The organism is Limnohabitans sp. Hippo4 (assembly GCF_003063605.1).
Lineage (GTDB): Bacteria > Pseudomonadota > Gammaproteobacteria > Burkholderiales > Burkholderiaceae_C > Limnohabitans_A.
The window spans coordinates 14344-29854 of record NZ_NESE01000002.1 but is presented as its reverse complement, the minus strand read 5'-3'; the positions used below and the strand labels follow the sequence as shown (position 1 = coordinate 29854).

General features: G+C 54.0%; 18 protein-coding genes and 1 tRNA gene. 16 read left to right on the top strand and 3 right to left on the bottom strand.

Annotated elements, in window-relative coordinates:
* The first annotated feature begins 18 nt into the window (after nt 1–18).
* The 4 genes from B9Z46_RS05480 to B9Z46_RS05465 all read left to right on the top strand — a co-directional run bounded on the left by B9Z46_RS05480 (nt 19) and on the right by B9Z46_RS05465 (nt 2021).
* A complete protein-coding gene (locus B9Z46_RS05480; protein ID WP_146179225.1) occupies nt 19–495 on the top strand; it encodes a hypothetical protein in 477 nt (158 codons plus the stop codon).
* Between the two features lie 98 nt (nt 496–593).
* On the top strand, nt 594–803 hold the full coding sequence (locus B9Z46_RS05475) for a cysteine-rich CWC family protein (RefSeq protein WP_108254914.1): 210 nt from the start codon (nt 594–596) through the stop codon (nt 801–803).
* A gap of 211 nt (nt 804–1014) precedes the next feature.
* Nucleotides 1015–1091 (top strand) — tRNA-Met (locus tag B9Z46_RS05470).
* Nucleotides 1092–1130: 39 nt separating this feature from the next.
* Nucleotides 1131–2021 carry a DMT family transporter gene (locus tag B9Z46_RS05465; protein WP_108254913.1) on the top strand — a complete coding sequence of 297 codons (891 nt, stop codon included), beginning with the start codon at nt 1131–1133 and terminating at the stop codon, nt 2019–2021.
* On the opposite strand, the gene B9Z46_RS05460 is transcribed toward B9Z46_RS05465, so the two are convergent.
* A complete protein-coding gene (locus B9Z46_RS05460) occupies nt 2005–2952 on the bottom strand; it encodes a tripartite tricarboxylate transporter substrate binding protein (protein ID WP_108255715.1) in 948 nt (315 codons plus the stop codon). The genes B9Z46_RS05465 and B9Z46_RS05460 overlap by 17 nt on opposite strands.
* Before the next feature lie 125 nt (nt 2953–3077).
* On the opposite strand from B9Z46_RS05460, the gene B9Z46_RS05455 reads away from it, so the two are divergent.
* A complete protein-coding gene (locus B9Z46_RS05455; protein ID WP_108254912.1) occupies nt 3078–4103 on the top strand; it encodes a tripartite tricarboxylate transporter substrate binding protein in 1026 nt (341 codons plus the stop codon).
* Nucleotides 4104–4979 carry an oxaloacetate decarboxylase gene (locus B9Z46_RS05450; RefSeq protein WP_108254911.1) on the top strand — a complete coding sequence of 292 codons (876 nt, stop codon included), beginning with the start codon at nt 4104–4106 and terminating at the stop codon, nt 4977–4979. It abuts the gene before it with no gap.
* A 29-nt stretch (nt 4980–5008) separates the two neighbouring features.
* On the opposite strand, the gene B9Z46_RS05445 is transcribed toward B9Z46_RS05450, so the two are convergent.
* The gene (locus B9Z46_RS05445) at nt 5009–6043 is read right to left on the bottom strand and encodes an ABC transporter substrate-binding protein (protein ID WP_108254910.1); all 1035 of its coding nucleotides are present in this window, start codon (nt 6041–6043) and stop codon (nt 5009–5011) included.
* Nucleotides 6044–6170: 127 nt separating this feature from the next.
* Here B9Z46_RS05445 and B9Z46_RS05440 point away from each other — a divergent pair, with 127 nt between their 5' ends.
* Genes B9Z46_RS05440 through B9Z46_RS05400 form a run of 9 tightly spaced genes read left to right on the top strand, consistent with a single transcriptional unit; the run spans nt 6171 to nt 13738 of the window.
* Entirely contained in the window at nt 6171–7064 is an 894-nt protein-coding gene (locus tag B9Z46_RS05440) for a dioxygenase (protein WP_108254909.1), read from the top strand.
* An 18-nt stretch (nt 7065–7082) separates the two neighbouring features.
* Nucleotides 7083–7850: an SDR family NAD(P)-dependent oxidoreductase gene (locus B9Z46_RS05435; protein ID WP_108254908.1), complete on the top strand. Its 768-nt coding sequence runs from the start codon at nt 7083–7085 to the stop codon at nt 7848–7850.
* Complete coding sequence (locus B9Z46_RS05430) at nt 7851–8735, top strand: 3-keto-5-aminohexanoate cleavage protein (protein ID WP_108254907.1); 885 nt, start codon at nt 7851–7853, stop codon at nt 8733–8735.
* Nucleotides 8736–8740: 5 nt separating this feature from the next.
* The gene (locus tag B9Z46_RS05425) at nt 8741–9733 is read left to right on the top strand and encodes a zinc-binding alcohol dehydrogenase family protein (protein ID WP_108254906.1); all 993 of its coding nucleotides are present in this window, start codon (nt 8741–8743) and stop codon (nt 9731–9733) included.
* Complete coding sequence (locus tag B9Z46_RS05420; protein WP_108254905.1) at nt 9730–10092, top strand: cupin domain-containing protein; 363 nt, start codon at nt 9730–9732, stop codon at nt 10090–10092. Before B9Z46_RS05425 ends, B9Z46_RS05420 begins: the two co-directional genes overlap by 4 nt.
* 27 nt (nt 10093–10119) lie before the next feature.
* Nucleotides 10120–11118 carry a tripartite tricarboxylate transporter substrate binding protein gene (locus B9Z46_RS05415; RefSeq protein ID WP_108254904.1) on the top strand — a complete coding sequence of 333 codons (999 nt, stop codon included), beginning with the start codon at nt 10120–10122 and terminating at the stop codon, nt 11116–11118.
* 26 nt (nt 11119–11144) lie between these two features.
* Complete coding sequence (locus tag B9Z46_RS05410) at nt 11145–11789, top strand: class I SAM-dependent methyltransferase (RefSeq protein WP_108254903.1); 645 nt, start codon at nt 11145–11147, stop codon at nt 11787–11789.
* Nucleotides 11790–11821: 32 nt separating this feature from the next.
* Nucleotides 11822–13513, top strand: coding sequence for an FAD-dependent monooxygenase (locus B9Z46_RS05405; protein WP_108254902.1), 1692 nt, complete (start codon nt 11822–11824; stop codon nt 13511–13513).
* Nucleotides 13514–13546: 33 nt separating this feature from the next.
* Complete coding sequence (locus tag B9Z46_RS05400) at nt 13547–13738, top strand: DUF2783 domain-containing protein (protein ID WP_108254901.1); 192 nt, start codon at nt 13547–13549, stop codon at nt 13736–13738.
* Between the two features lie 13 nt (nt 13739–13751).
* On the opposite strand, the gene B9Z46_RS05395 is transcribed toward B9Z46_RS05400, so the two are convergent.
* Nucleotides 13752–14237 carry an aminoacyl-tRNA deacylase gene (locus tag B9Z46_RS05395; RefSeq protein WP_055361474.1) on the bottom strand — a complete coding sequence of 162 codons (486 nt, stop codon included), beginning with the start codon at nt 14235–14237 and terminating at the stop codon, nt 13752–13754.
* Nucleotides 14238–14428: 191 nt separating this feature from the next.
* Between B9Z46_RS05395 and B9Z46_RS05390 the strand changes: the two genes are divergently transcribed.
* Nucleotides 14429–15475 carry an amino acid ABC transporter substrate-binding protein gene (locus tag B9Z46_RS05390; RefSeq protein ID WP_055361475.1) on the top strand — a complete coding sequence of 349 codons (1047 nt, stop codon included), beginning with the start codon at nt 14429–14431 and terminating at the stop codon, nt 15473–15475.
* Nucleotides 15476–15511: the final 36 nt, after the last annotated feature.

Genomic DNA, 15511 nt, shown 5'->3' with positions numbered 1-15511 from the left:
GTCGCAATGATTAATAACTTGAGCAGCTATTTCGCTGCAGAGAAGCAAGAGAGCGTCATTTTCATTTCTGTAGGCATACTTGCAATAGCAGTAAGTATCTGGCTGTGGATCAATGGGCATCGACTGAAGTCCATGGCTTACCCGCTAGTAATCATCGGACTCATGCAAATGGCAGTAGGCTCCACCATATTCTTTCGTACCGACTCGCAGGTATCCGCTTTAAGCACACAGTTACAACAGAATCCAACCGCAATGCGAGTTGAAGAGTCGGCTCGCATGGAGACTGTCATGAAAAACTTTTCAATCTACAAAGCTATTGAAATGATACTTTTGATAACAGGCGTCGGGATCATTATTTTTCTGCAACAAAAAGATGTGGCAGCAGGCATTGGCATCGGATTGATTTTGCAATCTGCCATTACGCTTACCTTGGATATATTTGCTGAAGCTAGAAGTGCAGATTACATGTCCGCGTTGGACAGAGTTCCGATCTGATATATATCTTTAATTCATTCCGTAACTCTGCACAAGCACGGTGCACCCTCAGAAACCAAACCTGATTCAACGATCTTCACTAATGGTCTAATGATTCAATGGACAAAGTAATAGACCCTTCAAAGTGCCCCATTTGCGGCGACCCTAACCAGTGTGCTCAAGAGATTGCCAAAGCCACTGGAACGCCGCCTGAGAGGTGCTGGTGCATTACTGAAACCTTCTCGTCAGAGGTTCTTGATCGCGTACCGGAAGAGGCAAAAAACAAGGCTTGCATTTGCTCAAAATGTGTAAGTGCGACTGCCTTTTAAACACTGACTTTCAACACCAACTGTCGTGTAAAACGACACTTCTTGACCACGAGAAGCCGACAACACGGTAGCCCCGCAGAAATCAAACCAGACACAGCAATTCATACGCGCCACCCGAACACCCTGTAAGCAAAACCAATCGGCAAGGTCCCAAACTTTATCCAAAAGTTCTAACAATCAGCCCATTTCATTTGCTACAATCTCGGGCTCAGGCTCTTTAGCTCAGTCGGTTAGAGCGATGGAATCATAATCCACAGGTCCGCGGTTCGAATCCGTGAAGAGCCACCAAACTTAGAGCCCCCCGTGCATGCACAGGGGGCTTTTTTCATGTTCATTGAACAGGCAGGCCCCATGAACGCAGACAACCGCCGCGGTATTTTGGCCATGAGCCTGGCCATGGCTTTGTTCATTGCCAACGACGCCCTGGTCAAGCAAGTCAGCGCTTCACTGCCTGGCCCCCAACTCATCTTCATTCGCGGCCTGATGGCCACCACGCTTGTGCTCATCATGGCGCAGGCCATGGGTCATTTGAAAAACTGGCGCCTGATGCTCAACGGCAAGCTTTGGCTTCGGGGCGGCGTCGATGCCATGGCGTCGCTCACCTATCTCACCGCCGTGTTTCATTTGCCGCTAGGCAATGCTACCGCCATCAATTTGGCGTCGCCATTGTTCATTACCGTATTTGCGATTTTGTTTTTCAAAGAGCGCGTCACGTTTCAGCGTGGGGCACTCATTTTGTTGGGATTTACCGGTGTATTGATGGTGGTGCAACCCAGCACAGATGGCTTCAATGTTTACGCTTGGATTTGTGTCCTGGCCACTTTGTTTCATGCCACCCGCGACACCCTCACACGCGCCATTGGCCTGCATGTGCCTTCCTTGCTCATCACACTGTCGACTGCCGTTTCAGTTGCCCTGGCTGCAGGCAGCATCACGCTGACTCAAACTTGGGTGCCCGTCACGAACACGTCTTTGGCGCTGCTGTTTTGCGCCTCCTTGTTCTTGTCCATCGCCTATTACTTTTTGATTGTGGCCATGCGCTCAGGCGAGATGAGTTTGGTGGCACCGTTCCGCTACAGCGGCTTGCTGTTTGCCTTGCTGATTGGCTATGTGGTGTGGGACGAAGTGCCCAACCTGCTGGCGTGGTTGGGCATTGGCTTGCTGGTGGTTTCTGGCCTGCTTATTTTGCGGGCCGAGCGGCTTAAGCATCCAACGTGATATTGGCCTTGCGCACCACTTGTGCGTACTTGTCAATTTCTGATTTCAAAAACTGCGCAAACTTGTCGGGCGTGCCCGACATAGAAGCAATGCCACCTTTTTGAAAAGCCTCCAACACGGCGGGGGCCATCAGGGCTTTGTTCACTTCGGCATTGAGGCGCTCCACAATGGCATCGGGCGTGTTGGCAGGCGCCAGCAACCCATTCCATGAATTAGATTCCAGCGGCACGCCTTGCTCTGCCAAAGTAGGAATGTCTGGCGCATACACAGATCGTTTGCTTGTGGCCATGCCCAGTGCCACCAATTTGCCGGACTGCACGTGGCTTCTAAATTCTGGCCAATTGCCAAACATCAAAGTCACTTGACCGCCCAACAAATCGGACAGTGCAGGCGCCTGGCCTTTGTAAGGCACATGCACCCAGTTCATGCCCATTTGCTGCGCCAATGCAGCGCCAGACAAATGCGCCGAGGTACCGTTGCCAAATGAGGCGTAACTGATTTTGTCGGCCGCAGCTGCAGTCAAGGCTTTGAGGTCGCTGAGTTTTTTAAGGCCACTGCCAGGATGCGTGGCCAGCACATGTTCCGACATGCCCATAAGGGCCACGGGACGTAAATCTTTCAGAGTGTCGTAAGGCAGTTTTTTAACCAGGGTTTGATTGGCTGCAAAGCTGTTGGCCACCGTGACAAAGCTGTAGCCATCGGCGGCCGATTTGGCCACCGAATCCACACCAATCACAGTGCCTGCACCAGGCTTGTTTTCTACAACAACGGGTTGGCCCAAGGCCTTGGCCAGTTCAATGCCCACCAAACGGGTGACGTAATCTGTGGTGCCGCCAGGTGTAAATGGCACCACCAAGCGCAACGCTTTGGATGGCCAGCTTGTTTGAGCTTGCGCCATGGCGCTGGCAAATAAGCTACTCGATACGGCCATGGCCACAGGCCACTGCGCGAGCTGATTCAAGCATTCACGGCGAGAAATTGTCATAACATGGCCCCTTGGTTTGAATCAAAATAATAACTGACATTCGTTTTCATCTTTGTCCAACAGGAGTCAGCATGACCCGTCTCAATATCCACCGCAGAACAAGCCTCATTCAATCGGCAGCAGGCCTCACATTGGCCGCTTTGAGTTTGTGGGGCACCAACACTTGGGCACAAACCAGCAGTCCTGCCACCGCAGCTGTTAGCGCTTGGCCCAACAAGCCCATCAAATTCATTGTGCCCTTTGCCTCCGGTGGCGCCAACGACTTGTTGGCCCGAGCCGCTGCCGAGGGTGCCACCAAAGTATTGGGACAGCCCGTTGTCATTGAAAACAAACCCGGCGCAGGCGGTACCTTGGGCACCATGCTGGGTGTCAAAAGCGCGCCCGACGGCTACACGTTTTTGATCAGTGCAGCGGGTGTGATTTCCAACACCATGATTAAAAAATCTGCACCCTACAAAGACAACGAGTTGGTGCCTGTGGTCATGATTGGTTTGGCACCGTCCATCATCGTCACATCGTCCAAGTCCAAGCACACCAACTTGAAAGAGTTCATTGAAAACGCCAAGCAAGGCCAAGGCGCACACTTTGCAACTGCAGGTACGGGCAGCACGCCGCACTTTGTGGCAGAGATGATGAACATGAAGTACGGCACCAAACTGATTCCCGTCCCCTACAAAAGTGGCTCAGAAAGTTCAACAGCGGTCATGGGCGGCCAAGTAGAAGGCACCTCCGAAGCCAGCATTGTGTCTTTGCCGCACATTCAACCCGGCGGTAAATTCAGAGCCTTGGCCACCACATGGACCAAGCGCATGTCGGCCGCGCCCGACCTGCCCACCACGGCCGAGCTGGGCTATCCCGACGTGCAAATTGCCCACTGGGCGGGCATTCATGCCCCTGTGGGTGTGCCGCCTGAAATCATGGACAAAATGGCCGCCGCTGTGGATGCCGCCATGAAAAACCCAGAGATAGCCAATCGCCTTAAAAGCATGGGCATTGAGCCCGTTGGTGGCACCCGCGCCAGCTTCAATGAGTTTGTGAATGCAGAACGTTCCAAGCTGGGTGCCATCATTCGCGCCTCCGGCATGAAAGAAGATTAAATGACCACGAGTTCTGTACACCCTGGCACATTGTTGCGCCAGCGTGTGAATCAAAAAAATGGCTTGTTGGTGGCCGGTGCCGCTAATGCTTTGGCCGCACGTGTCATTCAACAAGTGGGCTTTGAAGCCGTGTACCTCAGCGGCGCTGGCATCACCAATACGTTTTATGGCATTCCCGATTTGGGCTTCATTGGTCTGAGCGATTTGGCGCAACACACTGCGGCTGTGCGCGATGCGGTCGATCTGCCCATCATCGTGGATGCAGACACAGGCTTTGGCAACGCTTTGAATGTGCGCCAATCGGTACGCACACTCGAGCGCTCCGGTGCCAATGCCATTCAGCTTGAAGACCAGTTGATGCCCAAGAAATGCGGTCACTTTGCCGGCAAAGCCGTGGTGCCTGCTGACGAAATGATTGGCAAGATCAAGGCAGCTGTCGATGCCAGACAACACTCCGACTTTTTGATCATTGCGCGAACCGATGCAAGGTCTGTACTGGGCATCAACGAAGCACTCGACCGGGCTGCTGCCTATGCCGAAAACGGCGCCGATATCACTTTTGTCGAAGCGCCAGAAAGTGTGGATGAGATGCGCCGCATTGCCGGCGAGTTGACTTGCCCGCAAATTGTGAACGTGGTGATTGGCGGCAAAACACCTGCACTGCCTCAGCAAGTGTTGGCCGACATGGGCTTTGGCTTGGTGCTGTACGCAAATGCCGCACTGCAAGGTGCGGTGCGGGGCATGTTCAACGCTCTCGCGCAATTGAAGGCCACCGGTGAACTTCAAGAAGACCCTCAGCTGGTGGCCACATTTGCAGAGCGTCAATCTTTGGTCCAAAAACCATTCTTTGACGCGCTTGAAGCCAAGTACAAGTAAGGGCTGACCAAGCAGCCCTTACTCTCCGATCAGGGCTGCATGGCTTTTTGCCAATAGCGCTTGTCGACATACTTGCTGGCATCGTTCAGTTTTTGGCCACTGTCGCCCAGCTTGCTGCGCAAGTCCATCACGGCTTGAATGCCTTTGTCATCCAGCTGCACATCCGAGAAAAAGCCCGACTGTGGGTATAGCAGCAAGTCGCAAGACTGCGCTGCAATTTGCGCGCTCATGTTGGGCACGTACTTCATCAGCAAGGCTTGCGCTTGGGGTCTGTTTTCGGGCGCTTTGAGCCAGCGAATGGCATCGCGATAAGCGCGAATGAAACTGACCACTTGCGCTTCGTTGCTAGCAGCCCAACTTCTGCGCGTAGCGCCCACAATGCCCATGTAATTGCCGATGGTAGAGCGTGTGGTGGCCAATTGATTGAAGCCTCTGTTTTTGGCTTGCAAGTCAAACGGCGCACGCAGCATGGTGGCGGCATGTTGACCTTCCATCAGGGCTGCAAAACGGCGGTCGGTACCGCCAGCGCGCGCCCATTGCACATCCGACTCTTTGATGCCATTGCGCGCCAACATGTCGCGCAGTGCAAACGAGAAACCGTTGCTCATGGCGTCGACCGAAATGGTCTTGCCTTTGAGGTCGGCAAAGCTTTTGACTTCGGGTGCAGCGACCAAACTCAAAAAGCCATCGTCGGATCCCATAAAGCCAAAGAAATCGCTAGGTGGGTCAAACTTCACTTCACCTTGGCCTTCTTGGTAAGCCAAGATGTTGTCCAAAGCCGTGATGGCCACATGGTATTGGCCCGCCATCAGGCCAGAGAAAACCTGTTTAGAGTCGGCCGTGATGGTGTGCTGCACCTCAATGCCATGGCGCTTGAAAAAACCTTGTTCTTTGGCGGCCCAAAGTGGCAAATTGAAGCCACCCCCAAAACTGATCACTTGGATGGCCCCGGGAATGGGTGCCGCTGGGGCTGCTGCGGGTGCAGTTTGCGCCTGAGCGCCCAGGCAAGCCGCCAACGGCAGCATGGCCAGCCAGCGAATCCAACTTCTTTTGTCAATCGTCATGCATGTCTCCTCTTGGTGTGAGTGGTCAGGCTTGTCTTATGAGTATTTGTACGGTGACCTTGTTCAAGCCCAGACTTCATAATAATCGTCAACGCAAAATTTTGCTCACACCCATCTGGAGATAAAGATGACCTTTGTCACGCGCGACAACATCACCGAGAAGGTTGCTGAGGTATTTCAAAACACACCCGATCCTCGCCTGCGCGAAGTCATGACCTCCTTGGTCAAGCATCTGCACGCCTTCATCCGCGAAGTAGAGCCCACAGACTCCGAGTTTGAAATGGGCTGTGAATTTTTGGTCAGCCTAGGCAAGGCCACCAGCGAGAAAAAGAACGAGGTGATTTTGGCCTCCGACATTTTGGGCGCCTCCACCCTCATCACCTTGATCAACAACGACAAGCGTTCAGAGTCGTCCGGCAAACTCCGAACCGACTCCGCTTTGCTAGGCCCGTTTTGGCGCAAGAATGCACCGACTTATGAAGCAGGTGCCAACATCTCGCACGGCCCAGAAGCCCAAGAAACAGAACATGCATTCTTCATCTCTGGCCATGTGCGAGATGCGCAAGGCAAGGCGCTGGCCGACGCCACTGTCGATGTATGGCACGCCTCACCCTTGGGCTTTTACGAAAACCAAGACAGCGCGCAGCCCGACATGAACTTGCGAGGCCAATTCAAAACAGACGCCAACGGCTACTTCCATCTGCAATCCATCCTGCCTGCTGGCTACCCCGTTCCAGTGGATGGCCCTTGTGGCGACTTGCTGCGCAATCAACAACGCGACCCATTCCGTCCTGCCCACGTGCATTTCATGGTGTCCAAGCCTGGCTACCAAGTGCTGACCACGCAAGTTTTTGCTGACAACGATGCGCGTCTTTCGACGGATGTCACCTTCTCTGTTCTCAAAAGCTTGGTGGGTACGTTTCAAAAACGCACAGGCCCTCACCAAACAGGGTACGAGTTGACTTACGACTTTGTGTTGCAGGCCGGCGAAACGCAATTCCCCACACCCCCAATTCCTTGATTATTTTGAAAGCTTTGCATGACGTTTGAACCTACATCGCGCCTCGACGGTCGCGTGGCCGTGATCACTGGCGGCAAGGGTGCCATTGGCTTTGCCACGGCCCGCCGACTGGCCACCTTGGGTGCTCGCATTGTGTCCATTGACCGCTCCGACCCAGAGGGTGTGCAGCAATTGCTGAACACCTTGCCAGCTGTTTCTTCTGGTGCACACTTTGCGCTGACCGCTTCCATCACCGACTCTGCCGCACTCAAAGCTGCAGCCGAACAAGTGACCCAACGCGCTGGCCGCTGCGACATCCTGATCAACAGTGCGGGCTTTACCAAGCCTGTGGCCGCCAACGACTTGGAAGGCCTTACCGACGAATTGTTTGACGAAGTGGTGCAAACCAATTTGCGGGGCGTGTTCTCCACCATTCGCGCCTTCACACCTTTGCTCAAAGCTTCAGGCGATGGCCTCATTGTGAATGTGTCGTCCATTGCTGGCTTTACCGGCGCGGGCAGCAACTTGGCCTACGCAGCGGCCAAAGCTGGCGTCGACTTGCTCACTAAGTCATTGGCCAAAGCCTTGGCGCCTCAAATTCGCGTGTTGGCGGTTTCACCGGGCGTGGTTGACTCAGCCTTTGTGCCTGGCCGTGGTGCTGACTTCAACGAGAAGGCGGCTGCCACCATCCCGCTTAAACGCATTGGCCATGTCGAAGACACCGCTTCAGCCATTGAAGCGTGTGCCACCACCATGCGCTTTGCAACAGGCTCTCGCTTTGTGGTCGACGGCGGAAGGAGTTTGTAAATGTTAGATCGCCCCACCCTCATCACTTGCGCTGTCACGGGCAACATCACCAAGCCCGAGCAGACACCCTATTTGCCTGTCACGCCAGAGCAAATTGCCAACGAATGTTTGGCTGCTGCAGAAGCAGGCGCGGCCGCCGTGCACATTCATGTGCGCGATCCCGCCACGGGCCGCCCCTCCATGGAGCTCGAGCATTACCGCGATGTGGTAGACCGCATTCGCAAGCGCAACGCCGAGTTGGTGATCAACCTCACCACGGGTCCCGGCGGCCGTTTTGTGCCCGATGCCAACGACCCCAAAATCTACGCACCCGGTACCACCTTGGTGCCGCCAGAAAAACGCGTTGAGCACATCGCCATCATCAAACCCGACATTTGTTCTTTGGACCTGAACACCATGAACAGCGGCGCCGATGTGGTGATCAACACACCGCGCAATGTGCGCATCATGGCCAAAGTGATTCGCGACAGCGGTGTCAAACCCGAGTTAGAAATTTTTGACTCTGGTGATTTGCACTTGGCTCGTGACCTGATTGCCGACGGCACGCTAGACGGCCCTGGCATGTGGACCTTTGTGTTGGGCGTGAAGTACGGCTTTGCCGCCACGCCCGAAACCTTGATGTATGCACGCAACCTGTTGCCCCAAGGCGCCATTTGGTCGGCCTTTGGTTTGGGCCGCAGCGAGTTTCCCATCGTGGCGCAAAGCTGGTTGTACGGCGGCCATGTGCGCGTGGGCATGGAAGACAACATCTATTTAGAAAAAGGTGTGTTGGCCGAAAGCAATGCACAGTTGGTGGCCAAAGCCGCCGACATCATCAAGCAAATGGGTGGCCAAGTGGCCACTGCCGCGCAGACGCGCGACATGCTGAATTTAAAGAAAGTTTGAGTTTCATGACCGCCTCTTCCGCACACGCTTTGCACGTTGAAAGCAAAGCCACTGGCATCGACACCTTGCAACTGCAATGCGTGCCGCAAACCGCTCCCAGCATTCAAGCCGGTGAAGTATTGGTTCAAGTATTGGCCGCAGGCGTCAACCCCAGCGATGTCAAAGCCACCTTGGGCATCATGCCCCATGCTGTTTTTCCACGCACACCGGGTCGCGATTTTGCAGGTGTCGTGATCGACGGTCCTGCAGCGCTCAAAGGCCTCCAAGTTTGGGGTTCTGGTGGTGACATCGGCATCACGCGCAACGGTTCCCATGCGCGCTATTTGGTCTTGCCTGTGGCCGCTGTCAAAGAAGCGCCTAAGGGCATCAGCATTGAAGAAGCTGGCGCAGTGGGTGTGCCCTTTGTCACGGCGTGCGAAGGCTTTAGCCGCGCAGGTGGCGTGAAAGCTGGTCAAACCGTGGTGGTCTTGGGTGCCAATGGCAAAGTGGGTCAAGCTGCGGTGCAAATTGCTGCGCGCGCAGGCGCCAAAGTCATTGCAGTACAACGCCAAGACCATTTGGAAGGCTTTGCATGCGCCGATGTTGAGGTGATCAACAGTACCCACATCGAGCCGGCCACACGCATCATGGATTTGACAGGTGGCAAAGGCGCCGACCTGGTCTTCAACACCGTCGACAAGGTGTATTGGGAAGTGGGCCACGCCGTGATGGCGAAAGGCGCAACGCAGATTTTCATCATTGCCACCAAGGGACAAACGGTCGCCTTTGACTTGTTCAAGTTTTACCGGGGCATGCACAACTTTGTAGGCATCGATACTTTGGCGCTTGACTGCGTTCGCTCTTGCGAATTGCTCGATGAGCTTCGGCCAGGCTTTGAAGACGGCACGCTCAAACCTTTCCCAGTCGATGCAGCCGACATGATTGCGCTACCTCACGCAATGGACGCCTACAAAGCCGTTTTGGCGGGTGCTAAAAACAGAATGGTGCTCAAGCCATGAACATCACCCGCTTTAACCAAGCGCCTGAGTACAAAGCGCCCAACCATTTCGACATGACCTGCTTGCGCCTGCAAGGGCATGAAGCAGGCCCTTCCAAAGCTTTGTGGATGGGCGTCTCGCAAATTCAACCTGGCGGTCATACCGGCCTCGACGGCTCGCCCATGGAAAAACACTATGTGGTGTTGTCTGGCGAAGTAACACTCGTGTCCGAACTCAACGGCGTGGTCACCGAGGCCGTGCTCAAGGTTCACGACTCTGCTTGTTTTGCACCCGGTGAGAAGCGCCAGCTGGTCAACAAAACCGATCAAATGGCCAGCATCTTGTTGGCCATGCCCTATCCCCCAGCCACCCCTACTTAATTCAAGACAACTGCAACTGGAGACAACATGACCGCACCGTTTCACAAAAGAACCTTGGCCAAACAATTGCTGAGTTTGGCGTTAACCACGCTGGCACTTTCTGGCTTGAGCCTGAATGCGCAAGCCCAAGACTGGCCCAAGCAAAGCATCAAGTTTGTGGTGCCCTTCACAGCGGGCAGCGGCACTGACATCGTGGCGCGTGCTGTGGCCGAAAAACTTGGCACTGCCTTGGGCCAACCCGTTGTGATTGAAAACAAACCCGGCGCAGGTGGCACCATTGCAGCCAACCAAGTGGCCAAAGCCAACCCCGATGGCTACACACTGTTGGTGCACTCTTCTGGTCACGTGGTGAATCCCGCCATTTACCCCAACCTGCCCTACGACACCTTGAACGACTTGGTCGGCATTACATCTTTGGCCAGCCTGCCCAATGTGATGGTGGTGTCACCCAGCAAAGGCTTCAAAGATGTCAAAGACCTGATTGCCAAAGTCAAAGCCAAACCCGATGGCTTCAATTACGCATCGGCTGGCACAGGTTCTGCCACGCACATCAATGCCGAGAAGTTCCGCGTGGCGGCTGGCATCAATGCAACCCACATTCCTTTCAAAGGCACGCCTGAAGCCCTGACAGAAACCATCAGTGGCCGCATTGATTGGTTCTTCGCGCCCATCGTTTCAGCATTGCCGCTGATCAAGGATGGCAAGCTGCAAGTCTTGGCAGTGGGTACACCCAAGCGGTCAGACGATTTGCCCAACACGCCAACAACAGTTGAAGCAGGCGTACCTGGCTCTGAATACACATTCTGGGTCGGCATGTTGGCACCCAGTAAAACTCCCAAGCCAGTGCTCGACAAACTCAATGCTGAAGTAGTCAAAATTTTGAATTCAACTGAGTTCAAAACCAAATTGGACAACATTGGCGCAGCGCCGATGCCCATGACCAGCTCGGCTTTCAATGGCTTTATCAAATCCGAAACTGAAGGCATTGCCAAGTTGGTGCAAGCTGCGGGCATCAAAGCTAACTAAGTGTCTTCATAGGCCACTAGGCTTCCATGCTTGACTACTACAACAAACGTTTAAGCGAGTACGAGGCCATCTACGCCAAGCCAGAGCGCCAATCTGATTTACAAAAATTGATCGCGCAGCTTCAGGCCGATGTGGCCCACTGCAGCGTTTTGGAATTGGCTTGCGGCACGGGTTGGTGGACCGAGCGCTTGGCACCTCATGCCAGCGCTTGGGTGGCCACAGATGCCGATGAGGGCGCACTTGAAGTGGTACGGCACAAAAATATTCGAGGCCTCAGTGCCACGCAAACCCTCAACGCGTATGCGCCTCAAATCACTGCCCCAGTGGATTGCGTGTTTGCTGCGCATTGGTATTCACATCTGTTGCACAACGAGTTGGACACCTTCTTTGATTCAGTTCGCACCTGTCTCAAACCAGGTGGTCGCTTGATCATGTTGGACAACAAGTATGTGATGGGTTCTAGCACGCCCATCTCCCGCACGGATGCACATGGCAACACTTACCAGACTCGCCCGCTCAAGGATGGCAGTACGCACGAGGTGTTGAAGAATTTTCCAAGTCATTTGCAGCTTCAATCTGTTGCTGAAAAGTACTTTACCCATTGCAAATTTGAAGATGATTGGACGAAGGACGTTACACACTACTGGTATGTCGTTATGCTCAAGGGCTAAGCCCCATTAGCCCAAGCCACCAGCCATCCGCTATGCACCAGCCCAGCACACAACCCCGCCCGTCAATCTATTACCAGTACAAAGTCTTCAAGCCTTGGTTGGCGTCTCAAAACGCGCCTCAACCAAAACACAAAGTGGTGATTGTGGGTGCTGGCCCTGCCGGCATGGTGACAGCCCTTGAGCTGGCCAGGCACGGCGTACCTTGTGTCTTGCTCAGCGCCGAATTGCAATTCTCACAAGGCTCGCGCGCCATTGTGTTCACACGCCGTTCGATGGAAATTTTGCAGCAAGTGGGCGTGGCGCATCGCGTGACGGAAAACGGCCTGCCCTGGCGCTGCGGCAATTCAATTTACCGTGGGCAAAAAGTGTTTCGCATGGAAACACCGCACGATCCCGATGATCGTTTCTTTCCCATGATCAACATCCAGCAACAGTACCTCGAAGAGTACTTGCATGATGCCTGCGCTGCGAATCCGTTGATCGATGTGCGCTGGGGCAACAAACTGGTGAAGGCAGAGAACATTGAAGGGGGTGTGAGCGCCGAGATCGACACACCCGAAGGCCCCTACACCCTAGAGACAGAATGGCTGGTCGCCGCTGACGGCGGTCGCTCGGAAATTCGCAGCAGCATGAACTTGAAGCTGGAAGGCGCGTCGTTTGAAAGCATCTTTGTGATTGCTGACATTCGCATTGACCTGCCTTATCCCACCGAACGATTGGCCTTCTTTGACCCCGATTGGAACCGTGGCAACACCATTTTGATGCACCGCGAGCCGCACGGTATTTGGCGTGTGGACTACCAACTGCCACCCGGTGAAACACCCGAAGAAGCCTTGCGCCCAGAGTCTTTGAAACAGCGCATCGATGCACAACTCAAGATGATTGGTTTTGAAGGCACGCCTTGGGAGATGGACTGGAACTCGGTGTACTCCGCCCGCACCCTGACCTTGCCTCAATACGTGCACCAGCGCATTGTGTTCACAGGCGACGCCGCGCACTTGCTGCCCATCTTTGGTGTGCGCGGTGCCAACACCGCTTTCCAAGATGCGCAGTCTTTGGGTTGGCATTTGGCATTTGTTCTCCAAGGCCATGCACCCGAAAAATTGATGCAAAACCACAGCACAGAACGTGTGGGTGCTGCGCGTGAAATCATCACTGAAGCGGGCAAGAGCACGCGCTTCATGGCGCCGCCTAGCCGTGGCTTTAGGTTGCTGCGCGATGCCGTGTTGTCTTTGTCACTCACACAAGAATTTGTGCGACCGCTGTACCACTGGCGCACCTCGCGGCCACATGAATACAGTCGCTCGCTACTGAACAGTCCATGCGACGACAATGCGCAGTTCACAGGTGGTCCTGCATTGGGCGCACCACCGCAAAATGTGCAACTTCAAACAGACAACTATTTACTTGACCACTTAGGTGGCGGTTTTGATTTGGTCTATGTGGCCGATGCTAAAGGCATCCCCAAAGAAACTGCGCAAGCCGTGGCTTCGCTTCAAGCACAAGGCTTGCCGGTCAAGTTGATTGCCATCAGTACACATGCACATGCAGTTGAAGGTGCCAATCTCACACTGCACGATCCACACATGCGCTTCCAAGAGCGCTATGCCGTTCAAGCCGGTGGCGCTTATTTGTTCCGCCCCGATCAACACATTTGCGCGCGATGGTTGCAAATGGACGCAGCGCGCTTGACGCAAAGTTTGGAAGTTGCATGCATGCGCTAAGTAGAAGAACTATCTAAGGATTGAGTTGAACTGATGAACACACACAAGACATTAGACATTGCAGGCCTGGAGCAGGTCTACGACGCATTGGCCAGCGCCATCGATCAAGCAGGCGCTGACAAGTCAGAACTCTTTTTGGTCAAGCTGGCTTTGCTCAATGCCAAAGCACTGGGCGACCCGCAAAAGTTTGAGTCGCAAATTGCCGCTGCACTTCAAGACCTCTGATACCCAGACAAGTTCATTGCGGCAAGGCGCATTCAACGGGCTTGGCACCCAACTCGTTCAGTAGCACCTGCGGGTCTAGGCCCACCAAAAAACCTCTGCGGCCGCCATTGATCCAAATTTTGGGTAAAGCCAAAATACTGGACTCGACATACACCGGCATGTCTTTGCGCAAGCCAAAGGGTGAGGTACCGCCCACCATGTAACCCGAGTTTTTCTGAGCGACATCCGGTTTGCAAGGCTCAACCCATTTGCAGCCAATCTGTCGCGCCAGATTTTTGGTGGAGGTTTTGCAGTCGCCATGCATCAACACCACCAAGCCCTTGCCGTTTTCATCCTGCATAACCAAGGTTTTGACGACCTCGTGTTCGGGCACGCCCAACTGTTTGGACGATTCGGCTGTGCCCCCGTGGTCCACATAGTCGTAGGGGTGCTCGGTGTACGAAACTTTTTTTTGCTTTAACCACTGGGTGGCTGGGGTTTCAGAAACGTGTTTTGCCATCGCTTTTGCTACTTTTTGGGGAGATCTTCACATTGGCCCAGCTTGACCAGCACTTTCGTGGGGCAGGCCTGATGGATCTGCCCATTCTTGGGGCTTGCCAGCATTTTCTACGAAACATGTCAGCAATTACCCGCGGTTTTTACAGCATTTTTTCATGCAAAATGTGCTTTTCTTACTTTCGGAGCTAGTCCATGAAATCCATTCGCAAATTGATTCAACGCCCCCTGCTGGCCACTGCCGCTTTGGCATTGCTCGGCACTTTGGCAACCCCCGCATTCGCGGGCAAAACCATCGATGCCATCAAGGCTCGTGGCACTTTGAATTGCGGTGTGAACCCCAGCTTGCCAGGCTTTGCTGCAGCTGACAGCCAAGGCGTTTGGTCAGGTTTGGACATCGACGTTTGCAAGGCTGTGGCCGCCACAATTTTGGGCGACGCCAACAAAATCAAATACACCCCCCTGAACGCTGCGCAGCGTTTTGCCGTGTTGCAAGCAGGCGAGATTGATATCTTGTCACGCAACACCACTTGGACCCTGAACCGCGATGCCTCGTTGGGCTTGCACTTCACAGGCACCACTTACTATGACGGCCAAGGCTTCATGGTTCCCAAGAAATCCAAAATCACCAGCGCCACCAAACTCAAAGGCGCCACAGTGTGCGTGCAATCTGGTACCACCACAGAGAAGAACTTGAATGACTACTCCAAAGTCATGAAGCTCAACATGAAGCCCGTGGTGTTTGACACACAAGAAGCCACCAACAAGGCTTACTTCGCTGGCCGCTGCCAGGCTTACACCACAGACGCCTCTGGTTTGGCTTCTGTGCGTAACAAAGAAGCGACCAATCCTGATGACCACGTCATCTTGCCCGAGTTGATCTCTAAAGAACCCCTTGGCCCCAGCGTGCGCCGTGGTGACGACGAGTTCTTTGCTATTGTGAAATGGGTGACATACGCTTTGATCGAAGCCGAAGAATATGGCATCACACAAGCCAACGTTGACCAGCTCAAAGGCAGCAGCACAGACCCCGTAGTTCAGCGTATCCTGGGTACTTCTGAAGACACAGGCAAATTGTTGGGCTTGGACAAAGACTGGGCTTACCGCGCCATCAAGGCCGTCGGCAACTACGGCGAAATGTTCGAGCGCAATGTGGGTCCCAAGTCCACTTTGAAACTGCCACGTGGTTTGAACAACCAGTGGAACAAAGGCGGCTTGATGTACGCACCTCCCGTACGTTAATTTCGGCTTTGCGTTTTCCTCCATGAGGACAACTTC

Excerpts from the sequence above, each read along its gene's own strand:
- B9Z46_RS05460 (WP_108255715.1), bottom strand. The coding sequence starts at position 2,952 with ATGGCCGTATCGAGTAGCTTATTTGCCAGCGCCATGGCGCAAGCTCAA.
- B9Z46_RS05450 (WP_108254911.1), top strand. The coding sequence starts at position 4,104 with ATGACCACGAGTTCTGTACACCCTGGCACATTGTTGCGCCAGCGTGTG.
- B9Z46_RS05440 (WP_108254909.1), top strand. The coding sequence starts at position 6,171 with ATGACCTTTGTCACGCGCGACAACATCACCGAGAAGGTTGCTGAGGTA.
- B9Z46_RS05400 (WP_108254901.1), top strand. The coding sequence starts at position 13,547 with ATGAACACACACAAGACATTAGACATTGCAGGCCTGGAGCAGGTCTAC.
- B9Z46_RS05390 (WP_055361475.1), top strand. The coding sequence starts at position 14,429 with ATGAAATCCATTCGCAAATTGATTCAACGCCCCCTGCTGGCCACTGCC.
- B9Z46_RS05425 (WP_108254906.1), top strand. The coding sequence starts at position 8,741 with ATGACCGCCTCTTCCGCACACGCTTTGCACGTTGAAAGCAAAGCCACT.
- B9Z46_RS05475 (WP_108254914.1), top strand. The coding sequence starts at position 594 with ATGGACAAAGTAATAGACCCTTCAAAGTGCCCCATTTGCGGCGACCCT.
- B9Z46_RS05415 (WP_108254904.1), top strand. The coding sequence starts at position 10,120 with ATGACCGCACCGTTTCACAAAAGAACCTTGGCCAAACAATTGCTGAGT.
- B9Z46_RS05410 (WP_108254903.1), top strand. The coding sequence starts at position 11,145 with ATGCTTGACTACTACAACAAACGTTTAAGCGAGTACGAGGCCATCTAC.
- B9Z46_RS05445 (WP_108254910.1), bottom strand. The coding sequence starts at position 6,043 with ATGACGATTGACAAAAGAAGTTGGATTCGCTGGCTGGCCATGCTGCCG.
- B9Z46_RS05455 (WP_108254912.1), top strand. The coding sequence starts at position 3,078 with ATGACCCGTCTCAATATCCACCGCAGAACAAGCCTCATTCAATCGGCA.
- B9Z46_RS05395 (WP_055361474.1), bottom strand. The coding sequence starts at position 14,237 with ATGGCAAAACACGTTTCTGAAACCCCAGCCACCCAGTGGTTAAAGCAA.
- B9Z46_RS05430 (WP_108254907.1), top strand. The coding sequence starts at position 7,851 with ATGTTAGATCGCCCCACCCTCATCACTTGCGCTGTCACGGGCAACATC.
- B9Z46_RS05435 (WP_108254908.1), top strand. The coding sequence starts at position 7,083 with ATGACGTTTGAACCTACATCGCGCCTCGACGGTCGCGTGGCCGTGATC.
- B9Z46_RS05405 (WP_108254902.1), top strand. The coding sequence starts at position 11,822 with ATGCACCAGCCCAGCACACAACCCCGCCCGTCAATCTATTACCAGTAC.
- B9Z46_RS05420 (WP_108254905.1), top strand. The coding sequence starts at position 9,730 with ATGAACATCACCCGCTTTAACCAAGCGCCTGAGTACAAAGCGCCCAAC.
- B9Z46_RS05465 (WP_108254913.1), top strand. The coding sequence starts at position 1,131 with ATGTTCATTGAACAGGCAGGCCCCATGAACGCAGACAACCGCCGCGGT.